Here is a 20,756-nt window from a genome sequence, read left to right on the forward strand (position 1 = left end):
CCTCCCGAAGGATCTCTCCTAGAAATGGGAGATCTTCCTATCCCCGCTGAATTAACTCCAAGATCCTACGGTAGATAAGCCTCCTCTTCTAAGGTTCAACCCGGGAGAAGAGGCTCGCTGAGATATAGCAGCTGGACTCCTTCGTTCTACGGTTGCTCAGAGGTGAACCTGCGGGGGCAACAATCCGCTTCACAGACTAGGGACCGGAAGTCCAGTGTTCCTGGAGGCGCCGCTTGAGCGCTGCCTCTACAGCTACGCGGTCGACTTTTCCGATGACAGTGAGGGGTAGGCTATTCACCACCGTGATCTTGGCAGGGACCTTAAAGTAGTCGAGGCACCGGGCGCAGAGCTCTAGGAGGTCGTCCTCGATACCTTTCTGTTCCACCCCGATCTTGAGGGTGACGAAGGCCTCCACTTCAGTGGCACACCTTAGGGGGTCGGGGACCCCGATTGTGACAACCTTATTGACACTTGGATGAGTCCCAAGAACCTCCTCTACCTCAGAGGGCCATACGGTGTGTCCGGCTGCTATGATCCGGTCCAGCTTTCTCCCGACAATGTACAAGAATCCCTCAACGTCCTCCTCGACGATATCCCCGGTGTGGAGCCAGCCATCCTTAAGCACCAGGGCGGTCGCCTCTGGGTCATTCCAGTACCCCTTCATTACTTGAGGGCCTCTAACCAAGAGCTCCCCCTTCTCCCCTGGGCCTAGATCGATCTCCCCGAGCTGGAGATCCACGACACGGGCTTCAGTGTCTGAAAAAGGAAGGCCAACAGTACGCCGATTCGGGGATCCCTCAATTGGGGTGCAGTGGGTGCCGGGACCAGCCTCGGTGAGGCCATAACCCTGATAGATTGTAGCTCCAGTTAACTCCTCAAATCTATTGACGAGCTCTGGTTCAATGCGGGACCCTCCGGAGACCACGCTCGTCAGACTTGTGAGGTCCTTGCCGGGGAGGTCTGGGTGGGAAAGGATCTCCCGGATGAACAAGGGGATGGTTGGGAGATGGGTTGCCCTATAGTCTCTGATAGCGTTCATAATGGTATTTGCGTTGGGCTCTGGAATCAGGACAAGGGTGCAGCCGAACTGAATTGATTCGTTGAGGCCGACGGTCATTCCGTAACTGTGGAAGAAGGGGACAGCACAAACCACAACAGGCCACCCTGCCGGCTGAGGCTTAGCACTGTACCCCCAGCCCCTGAGCCAATGGTAAGACTGGAGAGCGTTTGCGACAAGGTTGCGGTGAGTGAGAATAACCCCCTTAGGGGGGCCTGTTGTCCCGGAGGTGAAGAGAATTGTTACAGCGTCCTTTCTAGGGTCGATCTGGGGTAGTTCCACTAACGGCGGCTCTTTCAGCAGTCTCTCGAGGCTCAGAGAACTCTTGGGACTCCACCTTTCTCCTCTCAAACGACTCAAAGTTCTCAGGTGCCAGGGGACATAGGCTGCGGCCTCAGCAACAATCAAGTTCCCCGGCGGCTTCTCTGAAACTTTATTTAGCAGCCGATCGAGGATAATGATATTTTCTGCTCCTGACTCTTTGATCTCCCTTGCGATCTCCTCAGAGGGGTTAAGAGGGTTTATGGGGACGATGACACCGCCAGCTGCCATGATGCCATTATATGCGATGATAAACTGAGGGACGTTGGGAAGGAGAATGGCGACCCTGTCCCCTTTCTCGAGACCTAGTCTACTAAGGGCTCCGGCTAGGCGGAGGGATTCGTTCCAAAGGCGGCAGTAGGGGATCCTATTGCCGTAGAAGATTGCTGCGGTCCTGTTTGGGTACTTCCTTGCTGAGTTCTCCAGGAAGGCGTAAAGTGGAATTTCAGGGTAGCTGAGGCTGATGGGAACACCGCCAGGATGCTTGCCAACCTCCATGATTCCATAGAGTTAGAGATTGAACCTGTTAATAACGTGGTGCCAAGCAATGTTTTATCTGGTTCTATCTCATTTAGTGTCGTGGTATCCATGGATCTTAACGGAATCTTTGTACCTAATGTCACCCCGTTCACAGGTCAGGGGCAGATCGACTTCGAGAAGCTTGGGGAGTTAGTGGATTTCTGGCTCCGATCAGGTGTTTCTGGGATCGTGGTGAACGCGAGCACAGGAGAGGCCCCTCTGCTTTCCCCGGAGGAAAGGATCGATCTCATTCGCTATGTAAAGGATAGGCTGAGAGGAAGGGGGAGTCTTATTGCCGGTACGGGGGCCATCGGGACCAGAGAGACAATAGACCTGACCAGAGACGCCGAGGAGGCCGGGGCAGAGGCCGCTCTTGTGCTCCCTCCTTTCTTCATTAAGCCCTCGGATATGGAGGTCTACCAGCATTTCACCTCCCTTGCCGCTTCCGTGGACTTCCCTCTGATCTTCTACAACGTCCCTAAGTTCACCGGGTACGGAGTCCCGCCCATGGTGGTGAATAAGATCGCTGATGAGCACAGCAATCTAGTGGGTATCAAGGACAGCAGCGGGAGCCCTGGGAACATGGCAGAGAACATCAGGCTCTTCGGGTCCAAGATCAGCGTTCTCTCAGGGGCTGCAGATATGACGCTTCCCACCCTTACAATGGGTGGAAAAGGGGCTATCCTCGCAGTAGCCAACGCGATCCCAGAAACCTGTGTCTCCCTCTATGAGGCCGTTAAAAGGGGAGACCTAGAGGGGGCAGGAGGGTACCAGCGTGTGGTGTCATATGTCAACAAGGTACTCGTAAGGGAGCACAGCCAGATTGCAGCAGTGAAAGCTGCCCTTTCCTCTCTAGGTCACCCCGCGGGTGAGCCAAGGCGACCCCTCAGGTCGTTGCCTCCAGGGGAGAAGAGACAGGTTGTTGAGGAGTTCAGGCAACGGCAGACCCTGTGAGCCCTGCTCTTTTCACCATTAGCTTAATAAGAAAATGGATTTCCTGCCATCTATTGCGGACCTCTTGGAGAAATTCTAATGGTCTCTTAACTCTATTGATTGTGCCAGAGCTTTTCTTGACACAAAAAATCCTATACTCAGGTGTCGTTGGATGTTTTCTCATTTACGGACAGGGAGATTTTAGTTTACGTCAAGGGGCCACGGAACGTTGACGTAAACGATATCATGACTACACTAAGCCTCTCGGTCACGCGTGAAGGCGATCCATCACTCTCGGGGCTTACAAATGATCTCTAGAATCCGCGAGTCGAAGAATTTGTGGGTGTTACTGGTCTTTAAGATGATAGCCGTGTCTGCGCCCTTTCCGGTGCCTGCGATGGAGATAGCCTCTACGCCTGCCCTAACAAGCCCTGCATCCACTGCCATGCATGCGCATTCGCAGCCTACTTTTACACCTGGTCCAAAGAGCCTTAAGACGTGAGCGATGATCTCATCGACTTGGATCACCTTGAATCGGCGGTTCACTGCCCTCCCTAGGGTACCGAAGGCATGGGCTGCACGGACAACCTTTCCTCCTCTCGCCTCAATTTCCGCCTTGACCTCGGACGGGAGCCTGTCCTGGTTGGGCTCCCTGTATCCGAAGACCCCGGCCACCACAACGACGTTGTATCCTTGGAAGATCTCAAGGGCTTTGAGGGCCGTGAATCCTGTGTAGCTCGCGAGAATGATGTCCCTTATACCGAGCTGATTCGCCCTCCTCTTTGCCAAGAGGCACGTCTCTTCAGTGAACTCCTTCCCTCTCCCCTCAAAATATACCGTAGTTACCTCGTTGGACATGGATATTTCAACAAGGAGCATCTCGAGTCACGGGGGTAATAAGACTTACAGCTGGGTTCCTGTTTTTAATAGAACCTCGGATAAGCGAAGTTAGATGATTAAATGAAGCCCTTTATTATTGGGACCCGTAACTCGAAGAACATGCTCCACTTGGGGGTCGAGGTCCTCCGGCAAGGAGGTTCGGCCGTAGAGGCTGTGGAAGTCGCGACTAACGCAGTTGAGGAGAATCCTGAGGATAGCAGCGTCGGCTTGGGGGGTCTCCCCAACCTGATGGGGGTGCCTCAAATGGATGCCTCTATCATGGATGGACAAAGAATGCGCTCTGGATCTGTGGCTGCTCTGGAGGGATTCCTTCATCCAATCTCCGTCGCCCGCCGGGTCATGGAGGTTTCCCCTCACGTTCTCTTAGTAGGCTATGGGGCGTCGATGTTCGCAGAGGTGGAGGGATTTCAGAAGGCCGATCTCGTCACAGAGAGGAGTAAGGCCGCTTACGAGGCCTTTGTGAACGACACTTTCGAGGACCTCGACGACGATACTAAGAATAGGACCAATTGGGCCCATAATTATACCAGATTCAAGCTCCACGACTGGTACGAGAAGCTCAGCGACGATCAGCACGGCACAGTGAACATTCTTGCCATGGATTCCAAAGGGAATATCTGCAGTGGTGTCTCCACAAGTGGCACAGCCTATAAGATGCCGGGGCGGGTTGGGGACTCTCCCATCATTGGGGCCGGGAACTATTGCGACAATAATGTCGGCGCTGCGACCTGTACCGGCAGGGGGGAGCTCGCGATCAGGCGATCCACCGCCCGCACTATTTTAAGTTACATGGAAAACGGGAGAGACCTCGAGGAAGCATGCATCCAGGCCATGAAAGACATCCTCTCCCTTAAAGAGGTCGGAGGGATGAACTGCCTAGCTTTTGACAAGAATGGCAACACAATGTCCGCCTCAATATCCCGAGAGCCCATCCATTTCTACATGGACGTTGACTCAACAGAGCCTGAAGAACGCCGGGGCGTCTGGATAGCGGAGTAACTACGGTGGCTGAGTTTCCATATAACCTGAATATTCTCACTCCCTCAGTTTATGGGGACCGCCGTCCTGTCAGAGGGGAGATCGTCGCCCTTCTCCATATTACCTTCGATCACAGGAACCTTGAGCTCATCGTTTCCAGGAGCAGGGGTCTTGGTAGAAATGAGATCCACGAGCTCATGATCACTGACGATGACAAGGCCGGCCCTGGGAGTGGGGTGGACCGGGTTTCAGCGATCGCGTTCTTCGAGGTGTTGGTTGGGGGTCTCGTCGTCGTCGGAGATAAAGTCTCGATTGGGGGCAGACCGATGGGTTGGGTTTCCGGTTACGATATGACTCATATGCCTAACCATATGAACGTCCTCGTGAAGACTGAGACCCTTGACATAGACCCCATCAGTGTTGGAGACAATATAACGATAAAGAAAACCTAAATCTTAGACTCACTCTAGCCTTTATTGGGTCCACCTACGCCGAAAACCCCCTGAACGATCCCGGTCTCCCCGCGTTCCCCGTAGCACATTCTAAGACTTGAATGACCGCTGATGAAACTGTTTTGTTCAAGAATCGCCCCGGAAATCAGGTTCCCCCTCCAAGAATCCTGAACCAAAGTATTTTACTTGATACTTCGTCCATTAGTTGATGTAAAAACTTCTCTGCGATCGTCTACTCTCCAGGATCGCAGACCCAGGGCCCGATCTTGGTGTATTCCTTGCCTTGCTTGACCATTATATACCCAACAACCCTCAGCTTTCCCGACTAAGAAATAGTGCTGGGGGAAATCAGTGAGGACCCTCCTCAAGACCTTGGCTCTCGGGGCTTCGAAGAGCTTGAGATCGAGCTCCGAGACCTCGGGCAGAGCCTTTTCATCCATGCGCATGCATCTGGTGGCGCCTTTCTTTGGCGTTTGCCCTGTGAACCTAAGGGATAGGCTCACCCCTTGAACTCAAGGCGTTTGTAGAAGCTGATCGCCTTTGGAACAGAGTCGAATCGGATTGATTTCACTCCAGAGACAAGGAGGTGCTCCATGGCCTCATTTATCAGGGCTGCCCAATTCCCCTTTGTTCTGGTTGGACGATCAGATTCCCCAAATAGCCCACCTTTCCATAGCCGATATGCCCCACCAAACCACGTCCTCGCCACCAAAACAGGCGAAGAAGCAACCCCTCCGTAATTATGAAGTCCTTTTTAGGACCTCATTGGTAGTATTTTCCCACCCGTGAACCAGGAGATCTGAGGCAAGGTTTAGGTCATTTATTGTCATCTCTCTGATCTTGATACCTTTCATAGAATGAATCCTTCCGATTGACTCGATCTAGGACGCAACGATTTAGACCTTTCAGCCAGAACCTTAATCCGTGGCGGGCGCATGACGGAGAGACTAACGGGATTCTGGTCTCTGACTCTCGATAGTTGTTTATGTGGGTATGGTCCATCTACTGGGGGGCCGGTGGTCCAGTCTGGTAGGACGCCGCCTTTACGAGGCGGAAGCCGCCGGTTCGAATCCGGCCCGGCCCACTTTTTTTTTATGGTTTGTTTTTCTGTGGGGCCTTTTATTTTTACGGTGGTTTTCTGAGTTGTTTTTTCTGTTTGCCAACACTTATTGGCTACTAGCTGGCTACTATTTTACTCGAGGCTATCTCGCGCGCATGGTATTGGATGAGGATAGTCATACAGCGACCTGTTGACCGCCCAGCCAGACAGATTGGATCTCACGCAATGCCCCGATTTTTTCAGTGGGATCATTTGAAACCACCAAAAAGTCCGCCTTTTTACCCGGTTCCAAGGTACCAACTATATTGTCACATCCTAAAGCCTTGGCAGCGTCTCGTGTCGCCGTTAAAAGAGCATCTTTAGCGGATAACCCGGCCGAAACAAAGGCCTCAAGTTCACTTACAAAATCCCCGAAGGGATTCATTACCCATCCTGAATCTGAACCGGCTACCATTCTTACTCCATGCTCGACCATTTTGACCACCTCGTTGAACCACCAGTCGTCATATTTTTGGAGCCTTTTTTGTTCCTCCGCTGTCAATGGTTCGGTTTTAGCTTGAATTTTTCGTACTCGAGTCATATTCACGTTAAGTGTTGGATTTACGTACACGGGTGAGTTAGCTAAGCGTCGTGCAAGTTTAGGTTGGAAGTTCAATATACCTCCAGGCTCGTTGAAATGTGCGTGGACGATTACATCAAACCCGGCTTCCAGCGCCATTCGGATCCCCTCAGTAGAACCGCAATGGGCTAAAGCCTTCTTCCCTAAAAGATGAGCAGTACTACTCGCAGCCTGAAGTTCCTTAAAATCGTAAGCAAGTCGAGATGAATCCGTGCCCCGTGTACCCCCGCCGGTGACCATCATCTTTATGATGTCTGCGCCCTCACCCACGAGCTGACGCACGGCGCGTCGAATCTCATCAGGGCCATCCGCTTCACCCTTGAAGTACCAGCAGTGCCCCAAGGTGCGCGTTAGAGGACGACCACACAAGATAAGCCTCGGCCCTAGGGTTAGCCCCATTTCTATGGCCTTTCTAAGGGAAAAAACTACTTTGTTCCTTGCACCCAGATCAGCTTGGGTTGTGACGCCCGTCATCAATGCAGTATGGGCGTTTTTCGCGGCCTGCATAAGCAGAATACCGTCGCTGTGTTTCATCCATGTTTCTATAACGCCTCCGTCGCCGGGTAGAACAAGGTGTGAATGTATATCAACCAGCCCGGGTAGGACGAAGACGTGACCTAGGTCGATGTGCTTCACGTCTGACCCTTGAGGAACCGTCATCTGACCCTTTTCACCAATAGCTACAACTTCGTCCCTCTCAACAACGATGATGCCATTCTGGATTGGGGGTTGTCCGGTGCCGTCAAATATCCAGTCAGCTGTGAAAACTTGTATTTCCGTTGTTCGCGTCAATATCAACCAGTTAATACGGAAATGATGCGGTCTTTTATAAGGTATGTAACTTTCTCATCTATACGTGCTTGCCGGTACCAAATACTCAATAAACCTATCATTTAACCTTCTTAATGTACGCGCCTTTCCTATGCGCCTGTAAATAAGGGAAGACCCCTACCTGTGACCCTTCCCACCACCGGGGAAATGGAGGCCTATGATAGTAAGCTTTTCAAGTAACCCCCTCGAAGAAGCAGCGATGAATGAAATCCTCCGTAAGGAGGTTCTTGCCGAGAAAATAAAGAAGATAGAGGTGAGGGCCCCTGAAATCGCTGCAAAAGCCCTGCCGGGCCAGTTCGTTGTCCTCAGGATAAACGAGCAAGGGGAACGCATACCCCTCACGGTGCAGCAGTCGGACAACGCCGATGGAACAATTAACTTGATCTTTCTCGAGGTAGGAAAGACAACCATCAACCTTGGTGAGCTTGAAGAGGGAGACGCGATATTGAATTTGGCTGGCCCTCTAGGAACTCCCTCAGAGATCGAGAACTACGGAACCACCGTTATCGTAGGCGGCGGGATCGGATTGGCTTGCGCCCTTCCTGTGGCCAAGGCCCTCAAGGAGGCTGGAAACTACGTCATCTCAATTATCGGCGCTAGAACCAAGGATCTCCTGGTTCTAGAGGACGATTTCAGGCACATCTCTAATGAACTCTACATAACGACGGACGATGGAAGCTACGGGAGGAAAGGATACACCGTAATGGTTCTCCAGGACCTATTAGAGTCAGGAAAGAAGATCGACTACGTTTATTCTGTAGGGCCCGTGGTCATGATGAGATCGGTCGCCAATACAACCCGGGAACACTCAGTTAAGACGGTAGTTAGCCTCAATCCCATTATGGTGGATGCAACTGGGATGTGCGGTGGGTGCAGAGTGGAAATAGGCGGAGAGACCAAGTTCGCCTGTATCGACGGACCAGAGTTCGACGCCCATCAAGTGGACTTCGATCTCCTGACGAAACGGCAAAGATATTACCATGAGGAGGAGGAGTGTTCCCTCTACAGAACCGGAGCATGATATTTTGCCGACCCCCAGTAATCCCAAAACCAAAATGCCCAAACAGGATCCAAATATCCGTATCGAGAATTTTGACGAGGTCGCTTTAGGCTATTCTCCTAAGCAGGCCATCTCCGAGGCAAATCGGTGCTTGATCTGCAAGATTCCCCAATGTGTAGAGGGGTGCCCCGTGAAGATCGATATTCCGCTGTTTATAGAAAGCATCTCAAAAGGTAATTTCAGGGAGGCTATAATTAATCTCAAGGACAAAAACGTTCTCCCTGCAATATGTGGCAGGGTGTGCCCCCAAGAAAGTCAATGTGAGGAACGCTGCATTCTGGGAAAGCGATGGGCGCCTGTGGCAATTGGACGCCTTGAGAGGTTTGTGGCTGACTGGGAGGCTGACACCAATGACGTTTACATGCCGGATCGTGAACTCCCGACGGGAAAGAAGGTAGCCGTGGTTGGGTCCGGCCCCGCAGGCCTTACTGCAGCGGGTGACCTCGCCCGTAAAGGACACGAGGTCACAATATTCGAGGCACTGCATAAGTCTGGGGGCGTACTGGTCTATGGTATCCCGGAGTTCAGGCTCCCGAAGCTAATAGTCGAGAGGGAGCTTGATAATCTTAAGGGCCTCGGAGTCAAGATCCGCACGGATTACATCGTGGGACGGACTGCGTCAATTAACGAGCTTATGGATTCCAGATACGATGCAGTTTTCATCGGCACCGGAGCTGGCCTGCCGAGCTTTCTGGGGATCCCGGGTGAGAACCTCTCCGGAGTTCTCTCTGCTAACGAGTTCTTGACCCGCACGAACCTGATGAAGGCCTACATGTTCCCTGAGTATGATACCCCCCTCAAGATTGGGAAACGGGTAGGGGTAATAGGTAGCGGCAACGTCGCTATGGATTCTGCTAGGTCGGCCATCCGCTACGGGGTTAACGAGGTCACGGTAGTCTACCGTAGATCGAGGGCAGAGATGCCTGCGAGGCTAGAGGAGATTGAAAACGCTGAGGAGGAGGGCATTAAATTCGAGTTTCTCGCGAACCCTGTTAGATTCATAGGAGATAACGAGGGAAGGCTCACCGGTATGGAGTGTATAAGGACGGAGCTGGGTGAACCCGATGAATCAGGGAGGAAGAGACCAATACCGATACCCGACTCGGGGTACACCCTAGAGACAGACACTGTAATAATAGCTATCGGACAGACCGCCAACCCCCTCATCTCGTCAACGACAAAGGGCCTTAAGGTGAACCAATGGGGCTACATCCTGGTCGATCCGGAAACAGGCGAGACATCTAAGGACGGCGTTTTCGCAGGAGGCGACATTGTTACAGGAGAATCGACGGTCATAGAGGCTATGGGCGCCGGGAGAAAGGCCGCCACTGCCATACACGAATACTTGGGAGTCTAGGTTGATTGATTCGGACAGGGGTAGTGTGCGCGATGCAGTATTAACTAATATTCTGGATTAGCGCAAGCTGTTGATCCAATGAAACGGCGACGGGAATTGATACCCGAGGGTGATGTTTTATTGTATTGGAGTAAATATCCCCTCCATAATCTGTCTTTATTAAGAGTCCACAAAAATTAGGATTTTCACCTGCAACGTGCAATGCCCCTCCTATACGCGAAGCCCTAACAGGAAGGTACTGCATACTGGATTTCTCTATCTAGTCAGTGGCAATTGGAGCGTTCCTATCAGCCCTTTTGTTGTTCCAGAGGAGATCTCCCTATGATTCGATCTCCTTACACTATATTGATAAATGGCCAATTCCCATGTCCTCAGGTTACAGATGGAAAAACAGATCCAGATCATGGTCATAGTTACAATGATTGGCCTAGCTGTGGCAGCGTACTATATCATGCACTCTGGCTTTGGGAACTCAAGCTACGGGAACGTTGATGTGAGGGAAGCCAGGAACCTCCTAAGGGAGAAGGGGAGTCTCATGGTCCTTGACGTGAGGACGATCTCCGAATATGATGGTGGCCACCTGCAGGGGGCTATCAATATCCCGGTTGAGGTTTTAACTCAATACCTCTCACAGCTTAACAAGAATGATGAGCTGTTAGTCTACTGCAGGACGGGAAATAGGAGCACCACCGCTGTGGGGATCCTCAGGGAGAACGGCTACGACCGGATCTACCATATGGATGGAGGTATAGAGGCCTGGGACAGTGCGAAATTCCCCATAGTCTCTTGAATCAGGCCTCCGCGCAATAGCAAGACAGATGTAACAACCAGGGCACGGGAACTTTATGGCCCTTAAGGTGATCCTGATGGGTCGCCCAGGGAGAAACATCGTTTTTATCGCATGTTGCCCAGCCTCCGCCAAGAGGAGTTCAGAATGACTCTCTTGGTCACAAGGATCATCCCAGCACGCGATCTTCCCATCAAAGGCCAATGCCGTGTTATGGCAAATTCTTAATAAGCACATTGCCTTAGGTAAATCCACAATTTCAGAGGAATTCAATATGGAAAACAAACAGACCATGTACGCTGCAATAGCGGTTATAGCAATAGTCGTCATTGCCGGCGGTGGTTATTTCTACATGCAAAATCAACAGAAAGGACAGGCAAAAGAAGCTTTAGCAGCTAGATGGGATGAGTGGTCGAAGACCCTTTACATGGGCACGACTTCCACTGACTTCCACCCTGGCATCAACATGGGCAAAGGATATATGAACTCCCTCGCCAAGCACCTTTCAGGTACTAAGCTTTTCTGGGTCGACAGGACGAATGGAGACGCTTACAACCCTGTTGTAGGTGAGACTTGGGATCTAAAACAGGATGCTGATGGGCTCTACTATGTAGAGTTCAAGCTAAAGGAGGGATTAACATTCCGAGATGGCACACCCATTAACGCTGCGGCGGTAAAGTATTGCTGGGAGCAGGAGCTCTTAGAGATGCCTAACCGTGAGCAGAACAGGGAGACATACCACATCTACGGCCACGAGGTATCTTGGGGCAAGAAGAGTAAGGGACTATTCGTAATAGATGACCTGACACTTCACATGTATACCAACCCCGGATGGCCTAACTACCCACCTGTGTGGCTATGCTTCCTCATGTCTTTGGACCATTCCTTCATCTATAGCCCAACTTCTACAAATGAGTGGGCTCTAGAGGCCAACCCAGTCGATGACTTCATAAACCAGGTTGGATGGGGCCCTGCCTACCTAGAAGACTGGGTAGAGGGAGAGCGGATAGTAATGCTCAAGAACGAGGATTACCCCGTGAACCCATTAGGTCCCGAAGCCGGACCTAGCAATATGGAGCACTTAGACAAGATTGTCGTTAGTCATTACGGAGATGCGGCATCTCAGAGGATGGCACTAAAAGCAGGAACAATTGACACCACCTTGGGTAAGGGCTTGGCAAGAGCCGATGTCCCCGATATGAGAAAAGATCCAGACATCAATACGGTGTTTGTCCCAGGTGTAGGCGCGCAGCAGAACTTACATATGAACTTCGCACCTGAGTTTGCACCTCTCAACATAAGAGAGGTCAGACAGGCGATTCAGTGGATAGTCGATCCAACCGAGATTGTTGACAAGCTGATGTTCAACACAGCCACAGTTGCACATTCAATGGTGCGACCATTCCAGTTCTACTTCAAGCCGGTCCTCCAGCCCATCAGGGACACCCCGATGGCGCAGAGAATCGAGAAGGCTAAGGAGCTCCTGACCGCAGCTGGATATCCAGACGGATTCGAAACTCAGTTCTGGTATCCCGCTGGTCGTGGAGAGGAGTTCAGCAGGGACGTAGGAACAATTCTACAGGCTCAGTTTGCAAAGGCCGGTATCACTCTCGAGCTAAAATTCATCGAGAGGGGGACCTTCTTTGACATGGCGAGAGCCGGTGAGCTACCAATGTTCCTTAGGGGATGGACTTACGACTACTACGATCCAGATACGGAAATATTCTATCAGATGCACTCTTCAAGCGTTGACCTGGCACAGCGAATCAGCTTCAATGTTCCAGAGATAGACGCTATGTTAGAGGAAGCCAGAAACACCTATATGGCTGCTAAGGGAGCAGGCGCGTATCCTTCAGGCGACATGACTTTGGAAGCAAGAAGGGACCAAATTTACACCTACCTACAGGACTACATCATCGACGAAGGCTTCTCAGTGCCGCTGTACTACGACGGCTTTTGGGACGCACACAATAGCTGGGTCAAGGACTACAATCCATGGATGACCTGTGACAAACCTTGGCAGGGCGTCTGGCAGATCTCCAAAGAGATCCCCGCTGATTGGGAGACAACCGAACCACCAGTATAAACCACCAAAAAATCCTTTTTTATTTTTTTATTTTATTATTTTTTATTTTATTAGAGATAATAAGGCATGTTATCACTCTTACTTCTTTTCTTTTAATCTCATATATTCACTAGCCGATTATCACAGGAAACCTTAACCACCCGCTTCTGGACGATTAAATCAATGTCCCTGGATAATTCGTGCTCCCAAAACAGCCCACGCCGCAACCTTACTCGTCTCGAAATAAACAGCGAAGTAGTGGTCACCATACCGCTTCCTTTTTTCATGCTTCGGCTTCACCCATTCCCCCGTCTGGCGGACCCCAATGAAGGTGGAGTCCACCGCGGTGGTTATGGGCTAATTGCTTTCTCTTAACGCTATAGGGTTGAGGCAAGCTAATGCTGCGTTTATTGGCGTCCGAGTAGTCTGGATGTGGTTGGGGTATAACTCTGTGGAGATTCCGGATGAATGTGAGAAATTAGATATAGGTGGGTGTGAGCCTGTAAGGACTGCTTTCATTCGCGCGAGTAATTAGGAAAAATCTGATGGAAAAACTACCAAGCTTATTTTTATATTTTATTTTAACAATACCCTATCTAGTTATTATAGATCTAATATGCTCTTGTTTGCTAGAATAATGATTTAGCGGGGGGCAGATAATGAAATTAAGGTATTACGTAATTTTTAGATTGCTCTTAGCAATTCCGACGCTCTTTATTCTACTGACATCCGTATTTGGCATCATGCACATACTTCCGGGTGACCCCATCGTGATCATGTATGGCGACCAGTACCCGACTGCCTATGTCGATGAGATCAGAGGCAAGCTTGGTCTTGACAGACCCGTTTGGGAACAGTACCTTGATTTCCTTAAGGACCTTTCAAGGTTCAACCTTGGGATATCGATGATATATAAGGTGCCGGTAATTCGGAAAGTACAAGATGTCTTTCCAACGACATTAGAAGTAGCACTAGGAGGTTTATCCTTGGCGGTTATCATGGGGGTGCCTATCGGTGTCATCTCCGCCTTGAAGCGGGACAGCTTTTTTGACCACGCAACTAGACTTCTAACACTCTATCTTCACTCAAATCCTGGTTTCTGGCTCGCTTTGCTTTTTCAGTTGGTGCTGGGATTATGGTTAGGCCTGGTTCCAATCAGCGGCCGCTCTCCACCAGGTTTCCGTCTAACAGAAATAACAGGTATGTATGTGCTCGATAGCATTTTAACATTTAACTTTAAAGCCCTTGGCCAGAGCCTGAGCTATCTCTTCTTACCCTGTTTCGTTATAGGAATAACAAGCGTGCCCTATCTGAGCCGTCTTACACGAGCCGCTATGTTGAATATTCTTGGGGACGATTATATCACCACTGCTAGAGCTAAAGGTCTGCCGAGTAGGGTGATAACTTACAAGCATGCTTTTAGAAATGCCATGTTGCCCGTAATCACTTCAGTAGGTGGTTCATTCACAGGGCTCCTCGGCGGTACCGTCATCACGGAAAGAATATTCGCCTTACCCGGGCTTGGGAGTCTTCTTATGGAAGCTTTAACCTCTCGAGATTTCACAATGATCCAAGGGGTGGTGACTATTTACGCCCTCATAGTAGTTGTGATGAATACTTTGTTAGATATCGTTTATGCTCTGGCAGATCCAAGGGTAAAATACTAGGGTGATGAGTGATGAGTGGTGGAAGTAAAAGTCTTTTTAGATCAGGCATAAATTTCCTTGAACTGTTTAAAGCAGCTCCAAGATCTGCACAGCTTATGGTAATATTCGGCGGAATACTCGACTTAATTCTTGTAATCTTTATAATATTTGGACCCAACATCGTGCCCTACGATCCACTGGCGATGGATCATGAAACCCTACTTCCACCCTCAAAGACAAATTTCATGGGTACCGATAACTTGGGAAGAGATCTATTCAGTCGGCTTGTTGTAGCCTCCAGGTACTCTCTAGGGATCTCCCTCATAGCAGTTGGTGTATCCTTAGTCATAGGCCTGGTCCTAGGATCGGCATCCGGTTTTTTTGGGGGCACACTAGACCGAATATTGATGCTATTTATGGATGCTCTGTATATTTTTCCAAGTTTCATCTATGTGTTGATTATGGTTGTAGTACTTGGTCCCGGTCTTTGGCAGACTGCTCTGGCGATCTCAATAGGGAGGATACCCTATAACTTCCGACTTATACGAAGCCTGACTATATCTGTAAAAGAGCGTGGCTTCATCGAGGCTGAGCGAGTTATTGGCGCAGATAACTGGCATATCATTAGACATCACATCGCTCCCTACTACATTTCCATCTTGTTCGTAACAATCTCCCTTGGAATGGCAAGGGGGACACTGGCTATAGCCGGGCTTGGGTTCCTTGGGTTGGGAGTGCCACCTCCAACACCCGAGTGGGGCACAGACCTAGCTAGCGGTCGAGCTTTTTTGCTAAGTGGTAGATGGTGGCTCGTAGTTTTTCCCGGACTCTTTGTTCTGATTGCCATGCTCGGATTCAACTTGCTAAGCGAGGGGCTCGATACCGTGATGAACCCGACCGTTAGGAGACTAAAATAGAGCAGGGTGAGTTGTATGAGTCTACTGAAAGTTAACAACCTGAAAACCCACTTCTTCACCCCATTTGGCACGGTAAGAGCCGTGGATGACATAAGTTTTGAGATGGAAAGCAGTGTAGCTCTTGGCCTCGCGGGTGAATCCGGGTGCGGAAAGACAACTGCGGCATACTCTTTAATGAATTTGGTTCCGCTTCCTGGGCGTATTGTTGGAGGACAGATTAATTTCAAGGGAAAAAACATCGTCGAATACAATGAAACTCAGCTTCGAGACATCAGATGGAAAGAGATCTCAATGGTGTTTCAGGGAGCCATGGCATCCCTAAACCCCCTATACACGATTGGGGATCAGATTTCTGAGCCAATCATTTACCATGAGGATGCCGACAAGAAAGAGGGCTGGAAGCGAGCTGAAGAGCTGTTAGAGCTTGTTGGAATAGAGGCCGCTAGGGTCGATAATTACCCTTGGGAACTGAGCGGAGGCATGAGGCAAAGAGCCATGATCGCTATGGCCTTAGCCTGTAATCCATCACTTCTGATAGCCGATGAGCCAACTACAGCCCTAGACGTCATTGTTAGCGCTCAGGTCATGGACTTAATAAAGAACCTAAGGAAGAAGCTGGATCTGTCCATGCTGTTAATCACTCACGACATCTCCGTTATTGCCCAGACATGCGATGAGCTTGCGATAATGTACGCTGGTAAGCTTGTAGAAAAGACCGATGTGCCCACGATATTCAAGACCCCTCTCCACCCTTACTCAAATGCACTGATCAAAGCCTTCCCTAATATCAAGGGAAAGAAGAAAAAGCTTTCAAGTATTCCTGGAAGTCCGATTGACCTCATAGCTCCCCCACTGGGATGTAGGTTCGCTCCTCGCTGCCCCTTCGCACAGCCTTTATGTTTAGAGGATGAACCGATACTTGATCAGATTGAAAAGAACCATTTCGTAGCCTGCCACTTTTGGGAGGATATTCAGTCGAAGCGGTGAAAACTATGGAGAAAACACCAGTTATCCGCGTAAAAAATCTGTCTAAATGGTTTGAAATCAGAGAGAGTTTCTTAGAGTCGATATTCTCGAAAAAGAAACGACACCTGAAAGCCGTAGATGATATTAGTTTCGATATCTACGAGGGCGAGATATTTGGCTTAGTTGGAGAGAGCGGATGTGGCAAAACGACCACCGGTCGGCTGATAATGCACACCATTAAACCGACTAGTGGACAGGTGTTTTACAAAGATAAAGACCTAGCTTTAATTAAAGACAAGGTAGAGTTGAAGAAGCTCGCACTAGAGCTCCAGATGATCTTCCAAGACCCTTACGAGTACCTAAGTCCCTGGCTCACCATCAAGGACACCTTAGCGGAACCCCTAAGGATCCATAATCTTGTTGAAACACCGGAGGAGGAGCTGGAAATGGTAAAAGAGGTTATGGAGGTGGTTGGTCTCACACCCGTTGAGATGATACTGCCAAAATACTCGTACCAGCTGAGCGGAGGCCAGAGGCAGAGGGTAGTTATTACTCGCGCACTTTTGCTAAAACCTAGCTTTCTCGTAGCTGACGAGCCTGTTTCTATGCTGGACGTATCGATTAGGTTGGGCATCCTGAACTTATTGCTGGACCTCAAGGAGAAATTGGAACTCACCAGTCTCTTCATCACTCACGACATCGCGGTATCTAGGTACATGTGCGACAGGATCGGCGTCATGTACCTGGGCAAGATCGTTGAGTTGGGTCCAACAGAGACGATTATCGAGAATCCGACTCACCCCTACACACAGGCACTAATAGCCGCGGTGCCGGTACCGGATCCGGAAATAAACCCCTCCGAGATACCTATAAAGGGAAGGATTCCGAGCAATGCCCTAGACCTACCGCCCGGATGCAGGTTCTCATCGAGATGCCCTCACGTTTTGGACAAGTGTATAGAGATAGAGCCCAATCTGGTCGAGATTGGGAAAGACCACTCCGTTTCATGTCACCTTGTGAACTAATCACTTCTTTCCTCATTTTATTCTCATTTATGCCAAGCAGTTTGGCTGAGACTGCCCACGTGTTATTTTTGACTTAAAAACGTTCTAAAAAATTTGGACTATATTATTATGGAAACCTTAAATCGCTAGGGTCATTTGGTATGTCGATAATGAGGAAACTTTTTATGATTACTAGGAAAAAAAGATTATCTGCTTTTTTTATAGCTTTTCTCTGCGTCCAGATGATGACCCCTCTTGCGTTCGCAGCGGAGAGAGATGTAAAGATCAACACACCGTTCCCTAATATCGTCTTAGATATTGGGCAGTATGCCGAGTTCAAGATAAACCTGATCAACAATGGGCAGGAAGAGGAGGTCCTCGATCTGTCCCTATCAGGACCTTTAGATTGGGAATATAGCATTAAAAGTGGGAGATATCTCGTCAAGAGCGTATACCTAGATGTTAATGAGTCTAAGTCTGTAATTTTCGAGGCAGTACCCCCCTCCGGTGAAGACTCGGGGTTGTATACCTTCATGGTTTATGCAGAGAGTCGCGATGGTAAGTTGAGTAAATCCCTAACTGTTCAGGTGGAGCTAATGGCAACGATAGCCGAGTCCGGCATTAGGGTCAGTACTCCTTATCCTTCTATTGAGGGAGCTGCTGGGCAGGACTTTGAGTTCAGTGTAGAAGTTGTAAACAAGGATACCAAGGATATGACTATCGACTTCACGGCCCTACATCCTCCCAATTGGCAGGTAACCTTCAAACCTAGGTTCTCAGATAATCTCATACGCTCTCTAGAGTTCAAGGGTGGCGCAAGTGAAGTATTGAATATGTTAATCTCTCCCCCTCCCGGAGTTGCCCCCGGATATTATGACATCGAGATGAAAGCAGAGTCGGATGAATACTCCAGTAGCCTTGTCTTCAGTATCTATCTAATTGGAACCTACTCCCTTGAGTTTATCCCCTCAAATGGTAGACTGAGCCTAGATGCCCAACAGGGCAAGGCAAGCGTCATCTCCTTGAATGTGAATAACACTGGAACTGCCCCATTAAAGTCGGTGATATTCTTATCCGATCAGCCCGTAGGATGGGACGTTGAATTTGACACAACAGAGATACCCCTCCTTGATCGCTCAGGATCTAGGCAGGTAAGGGCGAGAATTACCCCTCCTACGGATGCCATCCCTGGAGACTATATAATGAAACTTTACTCGTCTATACAGAAGGAAGGGATCTCCGAGAGTATAAATTATAGAGTTACCGTCAAGGGTGATGTCTCGTGGGGATTCGTTGGTATCGGTATTATTGTCGTATTGGCTGTTGCACTCGTTGGCATCGTCTGGCGGCTGGGCAGAAGATGACAATATCCGCAAAGGCCATCATCAACACAAATGGTCTTTGTAAAAAGTACGGCGAGTTCACAGCAGTTGATAACCTTAACTTATTCATCTCAGAGGGAGAGATATTCGGGCTCCTTGGACCGAATGGTTCCGGTAAGACCACTATCATACTGATGCTCCTCGGCCTGACAGAGCCCACATCGGGTACGGTTAGTGTATTCGGCTTTGATCCCGTCAAAGAACCTTTCAGGGTCAAACGACTTTGCGGATATCTGCCAGAAAAGATTGGATTCTACGAGAATCTCACCGCTGGTCAGAACCTGCGATACTTCGCCCGTTTGAACGGTATGCCCCAAAACGATATGATTACGCAAATCGACAAGACTTTGCACGATGTGGGGCTTGGAGTTCATAAGGATACAAAAGTGAGTAAATTCTCTAAGGGGATGAAGCAGCGTCTGGGTCTAGCTAACGTGTTGTTTAAAGAACCTAGGCTCATCATCCTCGACGAGCCCACTCAGGGGATAGACCCTAAGGGTATTGAGGAAATATTGGATCTTCTCACCGAAATCAACAACGAGGTGGGCGCAACAATACTACTCTCGTCTCATCTCATACACCACGTTCAGCAGGTCTGCGACAACATAGGTATCATGGGAAAGGGCAGGATGAGAAAGAGGGGGAAGATCAAGAACATAGAAGATACGTTTGAGAAGAATTGGATAATTGAGATTGAAGTTCGTGATATTAACGAGAGTATTCTTAGGTCCATCTCCGAATTGCCAGATGTCAGATGGGTGAAAAGTGATGGTAACATGATCTTTGTGGAGTGCCAACGAGATATTAGATCAGAGCTATCGTTGGCTATAATCTCCAAAGGCGGGTCGTTGATGGGGCTCAGGTTGGTGGAGCGAACTCTGGGTGATATCTATAAGATGTACTCGGAGGTACCGTAATTAATGGTAGGTACCCTAGAGGTCTTCCGGAAGGAGATGGCCGATCATCTCAGCAGTTACAGGCTGTATATTATCACTTTCCTCGTCTACATCATCGGCTTCTCCATGTCTTTTTCCTCTATCTCTTCAATCAGGTTACAGCTCAAGAGGACTCTGGGAGAGTCCGTTTTCCTCAAAGTCTATTCGTTACAAACTGGTCTCATCCCGTCATTCTTAGGGTTCATTGCCTATTTTGGCCCACTCATTAGCCTGATACTTGTCTTCGACGCTATAAACAGGGAGACCTCTCAGGGAACAATGGGGTTGCTTGTCTCCCAACCAATACATCGAGATTCCATAATAAACGGGAAGTTCTCCGCCACCTCTGCGACCGTTGCTATCCTCTTGATGGGGGTCTTCGGTATCATCACAGGGTTTACTGTCATGACACTGGGCACGCTACCGACCATGGAAGAAGCACTTAGAATTACGGTGTTCTACTTCGTGAGCGTGATCTACCTTTCTTTCTGGATCGGACTGGGGCTATTGTACTCGATAGTTTTCGAACGGGAGGGCACCTCAGCCCTCGCCTCGATAGCCACCTGGATATTCTTCAACGTATTTGTATATATGATAGCTGACATAGTCAAGAGTACGGGGGGGTCGTCTCAGAGCTTGCTCCTTTTTACTCCTACACACATCTACACCCAAGCTTCCTCGGTCATTATGATCCCGAACATGAGGTTGCTTGGGCCGATATCTTATGAACGTGTTGTGGGGATGCTTCCAACTCCCCTCTCCTTCACTCAGAGCATATTGTTGATCTGGCCTCACCTAACGACGTTGACCGCAGCGATGATGCTCATATTTACCGTATCGTATCTATTGTTCGTCAAAAGGGAAATCAGGTCGACCTGATGCCTTTAAATCTCCCAAGAGCTTCTCCGGTGTATTTTCTCAAATCCTCTTCTGGCAAGAAAATGATAATATGTACAAGGCAATTTTT

At 49.4% G+C, this 20,756-nt stretch carries 20 protein-coding genes and 1 tRNA gene; 15 read left to right on the forward strand and 6 right to left on the reverse strand.

Features of this window, described 5'->3' with window-relative positions; genetic code table 11:
• Nucleotides 1–196: 196 nt before the first annotated feature.
• Entirely contained in the window at nucleotides 197–1,876 is a 1,680-nt protein-coding gene (locus QGG23_00080; GenBank protein MDP6047835.1) for an AMP-binding protein, read from the reverse strand.
• Here QGG23_00080 and QGG23_00085 point away from each other — a divergent pair.
• Nucleotides 1,859–2,851 (forward strand): dihydrodipicolinate synthase family protein, encoded by a 993-nt coding sequence (locus QGG23_00085; GenBank protein MDP6047836.1) that lies wholly within the window; start codon nucleotides 1,859–1,861, stop codon nucleotides 2,849–2,851. The two genes, QGG23_00080 and QGG23_00085, sit on opposite strands and share 18 nt — an antisense overlap.
• 267 nt (nucleotides 2,852–3,118) lie before the next feature.
• Here QGG23_00085 and QGG23_00090 read toward each other — a convergent pair whose 3' ends face one another.
• Entirely contained in the window at nucleotides 3,119–3,709 is a 591-nt protein-coding gene (locus tag QGG23_00090; protein MDP6047837.1) for a pyruvate kinase alpha/beta domain-containing protein, read from the reverse strand.
• An 81-nt stretch (nucleotides 3,710–3,790) separates the two neighbouring features.
• Between QGG23_00090 and QGG23_00095 the strand changes: the two genes are divergently transcribed.
• Nucleotides 3,791–4,729, forward strand: coding sequence for a N(4)-(beta-N-acetylglucosaminyl)-L-asparaginase (locus tag QGG23_00095; GenBank protein MDP6047838.1), 939 nt, complete (start codon nucleotides 3,791–3,793; stop codon nucleotides 4,727–4,729).
• Nucleotides 4,730–4,734: 5 nt separating this feature from the next.
• Nucleotides 4,735–5,160 (forward strand): hypothetical protein, encoded by a 426-nt coding sequence (locus QGG23_00100; protein ID MDP6047839.1) that lies wholly within the window; start codon nucleotides 4,735–4,737, stop codon nucleotides 5,158–5,160.
• A 182-nt stretch (nucleotides 5,161–5,342) separates the two neighbouring features.
• On the opposite strand, the gene QGG23_00105 is transcribed toward QGG23_00100, so the two are convergent.
• Together QGG23_00105 and QGG23_00110 are read right to left on the reverse strand one after the other, a co-directional pair.
• Nucleotides 5,343–5,663, reverse strand: coding sequence for a hypothetical protein (locus QGG23_00105; GenBank protein MDP6047840.1), 321 nt, complete (start codon nucleotides 5,661–5,663; stop codon nucleotides 5,343–5,345).
• Complete coding sequence (locus QGG23_00110) at nucleotides 5,660–5,869, reverse strand: hypothetical protein (protein ID MDP6047841.1); 210 nt, start codon at nucleotides 5,867–5,869, stop codon at nucleotides 5,660–5,662. Before QGG23_00110 ends, QGG23_00105 begins: the two co-directional genes overlap by 4 nt.
• Before the next feature lie 301 nt (nucleotides 5,870–6,170).
• Between QGG23_00110 and QGG23_00115 the strand changes: the two genes are divergently transcribed.
• Nucleotides 6,171–6,244, forward strand: a tRNA-Val gene (locus QGG23_00115).
• A gap of 151 nt (nucleotides 6,245–6,395) precedes the next feature.
• Here QGG23_00115 and QGG23_00120 read toward each other — a convergent pair.
• A complete protein-coding gene (locus QGG23_00120; protein MDP6047842.1) occupies nucleotides 6,396–7,631 on the reverse strand; it encodes an amidohydrolase family protein in 1,236 nt (411 codons plus the stop codon).
• Nucleotides 7,632–7,869: 238 nt separating this feature from the next.
• On the opposite strand from QGG23_00120, the gene QGG23_00125 reads away from it, so the two are divergent.
• The 4 genes from QGG23_00125 to QGG23_00140 all read left to right on the forward strand — a co-directional run bounded on the left by QGG23_00125 (nucleotide 7,870) and on the right by QGG23_00140 (nucleotide 12,960).
• On the forward strand, nucleotides 7,870–8,691 hold the full coding sequence (locus tag QGG23_00125; GenBank protein MDP6047843.1) for a sulfide/dihydroorotate dehydrogenase-like FAD/NAD-binding protein: 822 nt from the start codon (nucleotides 7,870–7,872) through the stop codon (nucleotides 8,689–8,691).
• Between the two features lie 34 nt (nucleotides 8,692–8,725).
• A complete protein-coding gene (gene gltA, locus QGG23_00130) occupies nucleotides 8,726–10,087 on the forward strand; it encodes an NADPH-dependent glutamate synthase (protein ID MDP6047844.1) in 1,362 nt (453 codons plus the stop codon).
• Nucleotides 10,088–10,469: 382 nt separating this feature from the next.
• Nucleotides 10,470–10,877, forward strand: a complete 408-nt coding sequence (locus tag QGG23_00135) for a rhodanese-like domain-containing protein (protein ID MDP6047845.1) — start codon at nucleotides 10,470–10,472, stop codon at nucleotides 10,875–10,877.
• Nucleotides 10,878–11,148: 271 nt separating this feature from the next.
• The gene (locus tag QGG23_00140) at nucleotides 11,149–12,960 is read left to right on the forward strand and encodes an ABC transporter substrate-binding protein (protein ID MDP6047846.1); all 1,812 of its coding nucleotides are present in this window, start codon (nucleotides 11,149–11,151) and stop codon (nucleotides 12,958–12,960) included.
• A 159-nt stretch (nucleotides 12,961–13,119) separates the two neighbouring features.
• Here the strand turns inward: QGG23_00140 and QGG23_00145 are convergent, their stop codons facing one another.
• A complete protein-coding gene (locus QGG23_00145) occupies nucleotides 13,120–13,281 on the reverse strand; it encodes a hypothetical protein (GenBank protein MDP6047847.1) in 162 nt (53 codons plus the stop codon).
• Between the two features lie 317 nt (nucleotides 13,282–13,598).
• Here QGG23_00145 and QGG23_00150 point away from each other — a divergent pair, with 317 nt between their 5' ends.
• The 7 genes from QGG23_00150 (at nucleotide 13,599) to QGG23_00180 (ending at nucleotide 20,668) form a co-directional block, all read left to right on the forward strand.
• The gene (locus QGG23_00150; GenBank protein MDP6047848.1) at nucleotides 13,599–14,606 is read left to right on the forward strand and encodes an ABC transporter permease; all 1,008 of its coding nucleotides are present in this window, start codon (nucleotides 13,599–13,601) and stop codon (nucleotides 14,604–14,606) included.
• An 11-nt stretch (nucleotides 14,607–14,617) separates the two neighbouring features.
• Nucleotides 14,618–15,502 carry an ABC transporter permease gene (locus tag QGG23_00155; GenBank protein MDP6047849.1) on the forward strand — a complete coding sequence of 295 codons (885 nt, stop codon included), beginning with the start codon at nucleotides 14,618–14,620 and terminating at the stop codon, nucleotides 15,500–15,502.
• A 15-nt stretch (nucleotides 15,503–15,517) separates the two neighbouring features.
• Nucleotides 15,518–16,489, forward strand: a complete 972-nt coding sequence (locus QGG23_00160) for an ABC transporter ATP-binding protein (protein ID MDP6047850.1) — start codon at nucleotides 15,518–15,520, stop codon at nucleotides 16,487–16,489.
• Between the two features lie 5 nt (nucleotides 16,490–16,494).
• A complete protein-coding gene (locus QGG23_00165) occupies nucleotides 16,495–17,493 on the forward strand; it encodes an ABC transporter ATP-binding protein (protein ID MDP6047851.1) in 999 nt (332 codons plus the stop codon).
• A gap of 221 nt (nucleotides 17,494–17,714) precedes the next feature.
• A complete protein-coding gene (locus tag QGG23_00170) occupies nucleotides 17,715–18,836 on the forward strand; it encodes an NEW3 domain-containing protein (GenBank protein MDP6047852.1) in 1,122 nt (373 codons plus the stop codon).
• Nucleotides 18,833–19,771: an ABC transporter ATP-binding protein gene (locus tag QGG23_00175; GenBank protein ID MDP6047853.1), complete on the forward strand. Its 939-nt coding sequence runs from the start codon at nucleotides 18,833–18,835 to the stop codon at nucleotides 19,769–19,771. Before QGG23_00170 ends, QGG23_00175 begins: the two co-directional genes overlap by 4 nt.
• A gap of 3 nt (nucleotides 19,772–19,774) precedes the next feature.
• Nucleotides 19,775–20,668 (forward strand): ABC transporter permease subunit, encoded by an 894-nt coding sequence (locus QGG23_00180; protein ID MDP6047854.1) that lies wholly within the window; start codon nucleotides 19,775–19,777, stop codon nucleotides 20,666–20,668.
• Nucleotides 20,669–20,756 lie beyond the last annotated feature (88 nt).

It is taken from the genome of Candidatus Bathyarchaeota archaeon (genome assembly GCA_030739585.1).
GTDB lineage: Archaea > Thermoproteota > Bathyarchaeia > TCS64 > TCS64.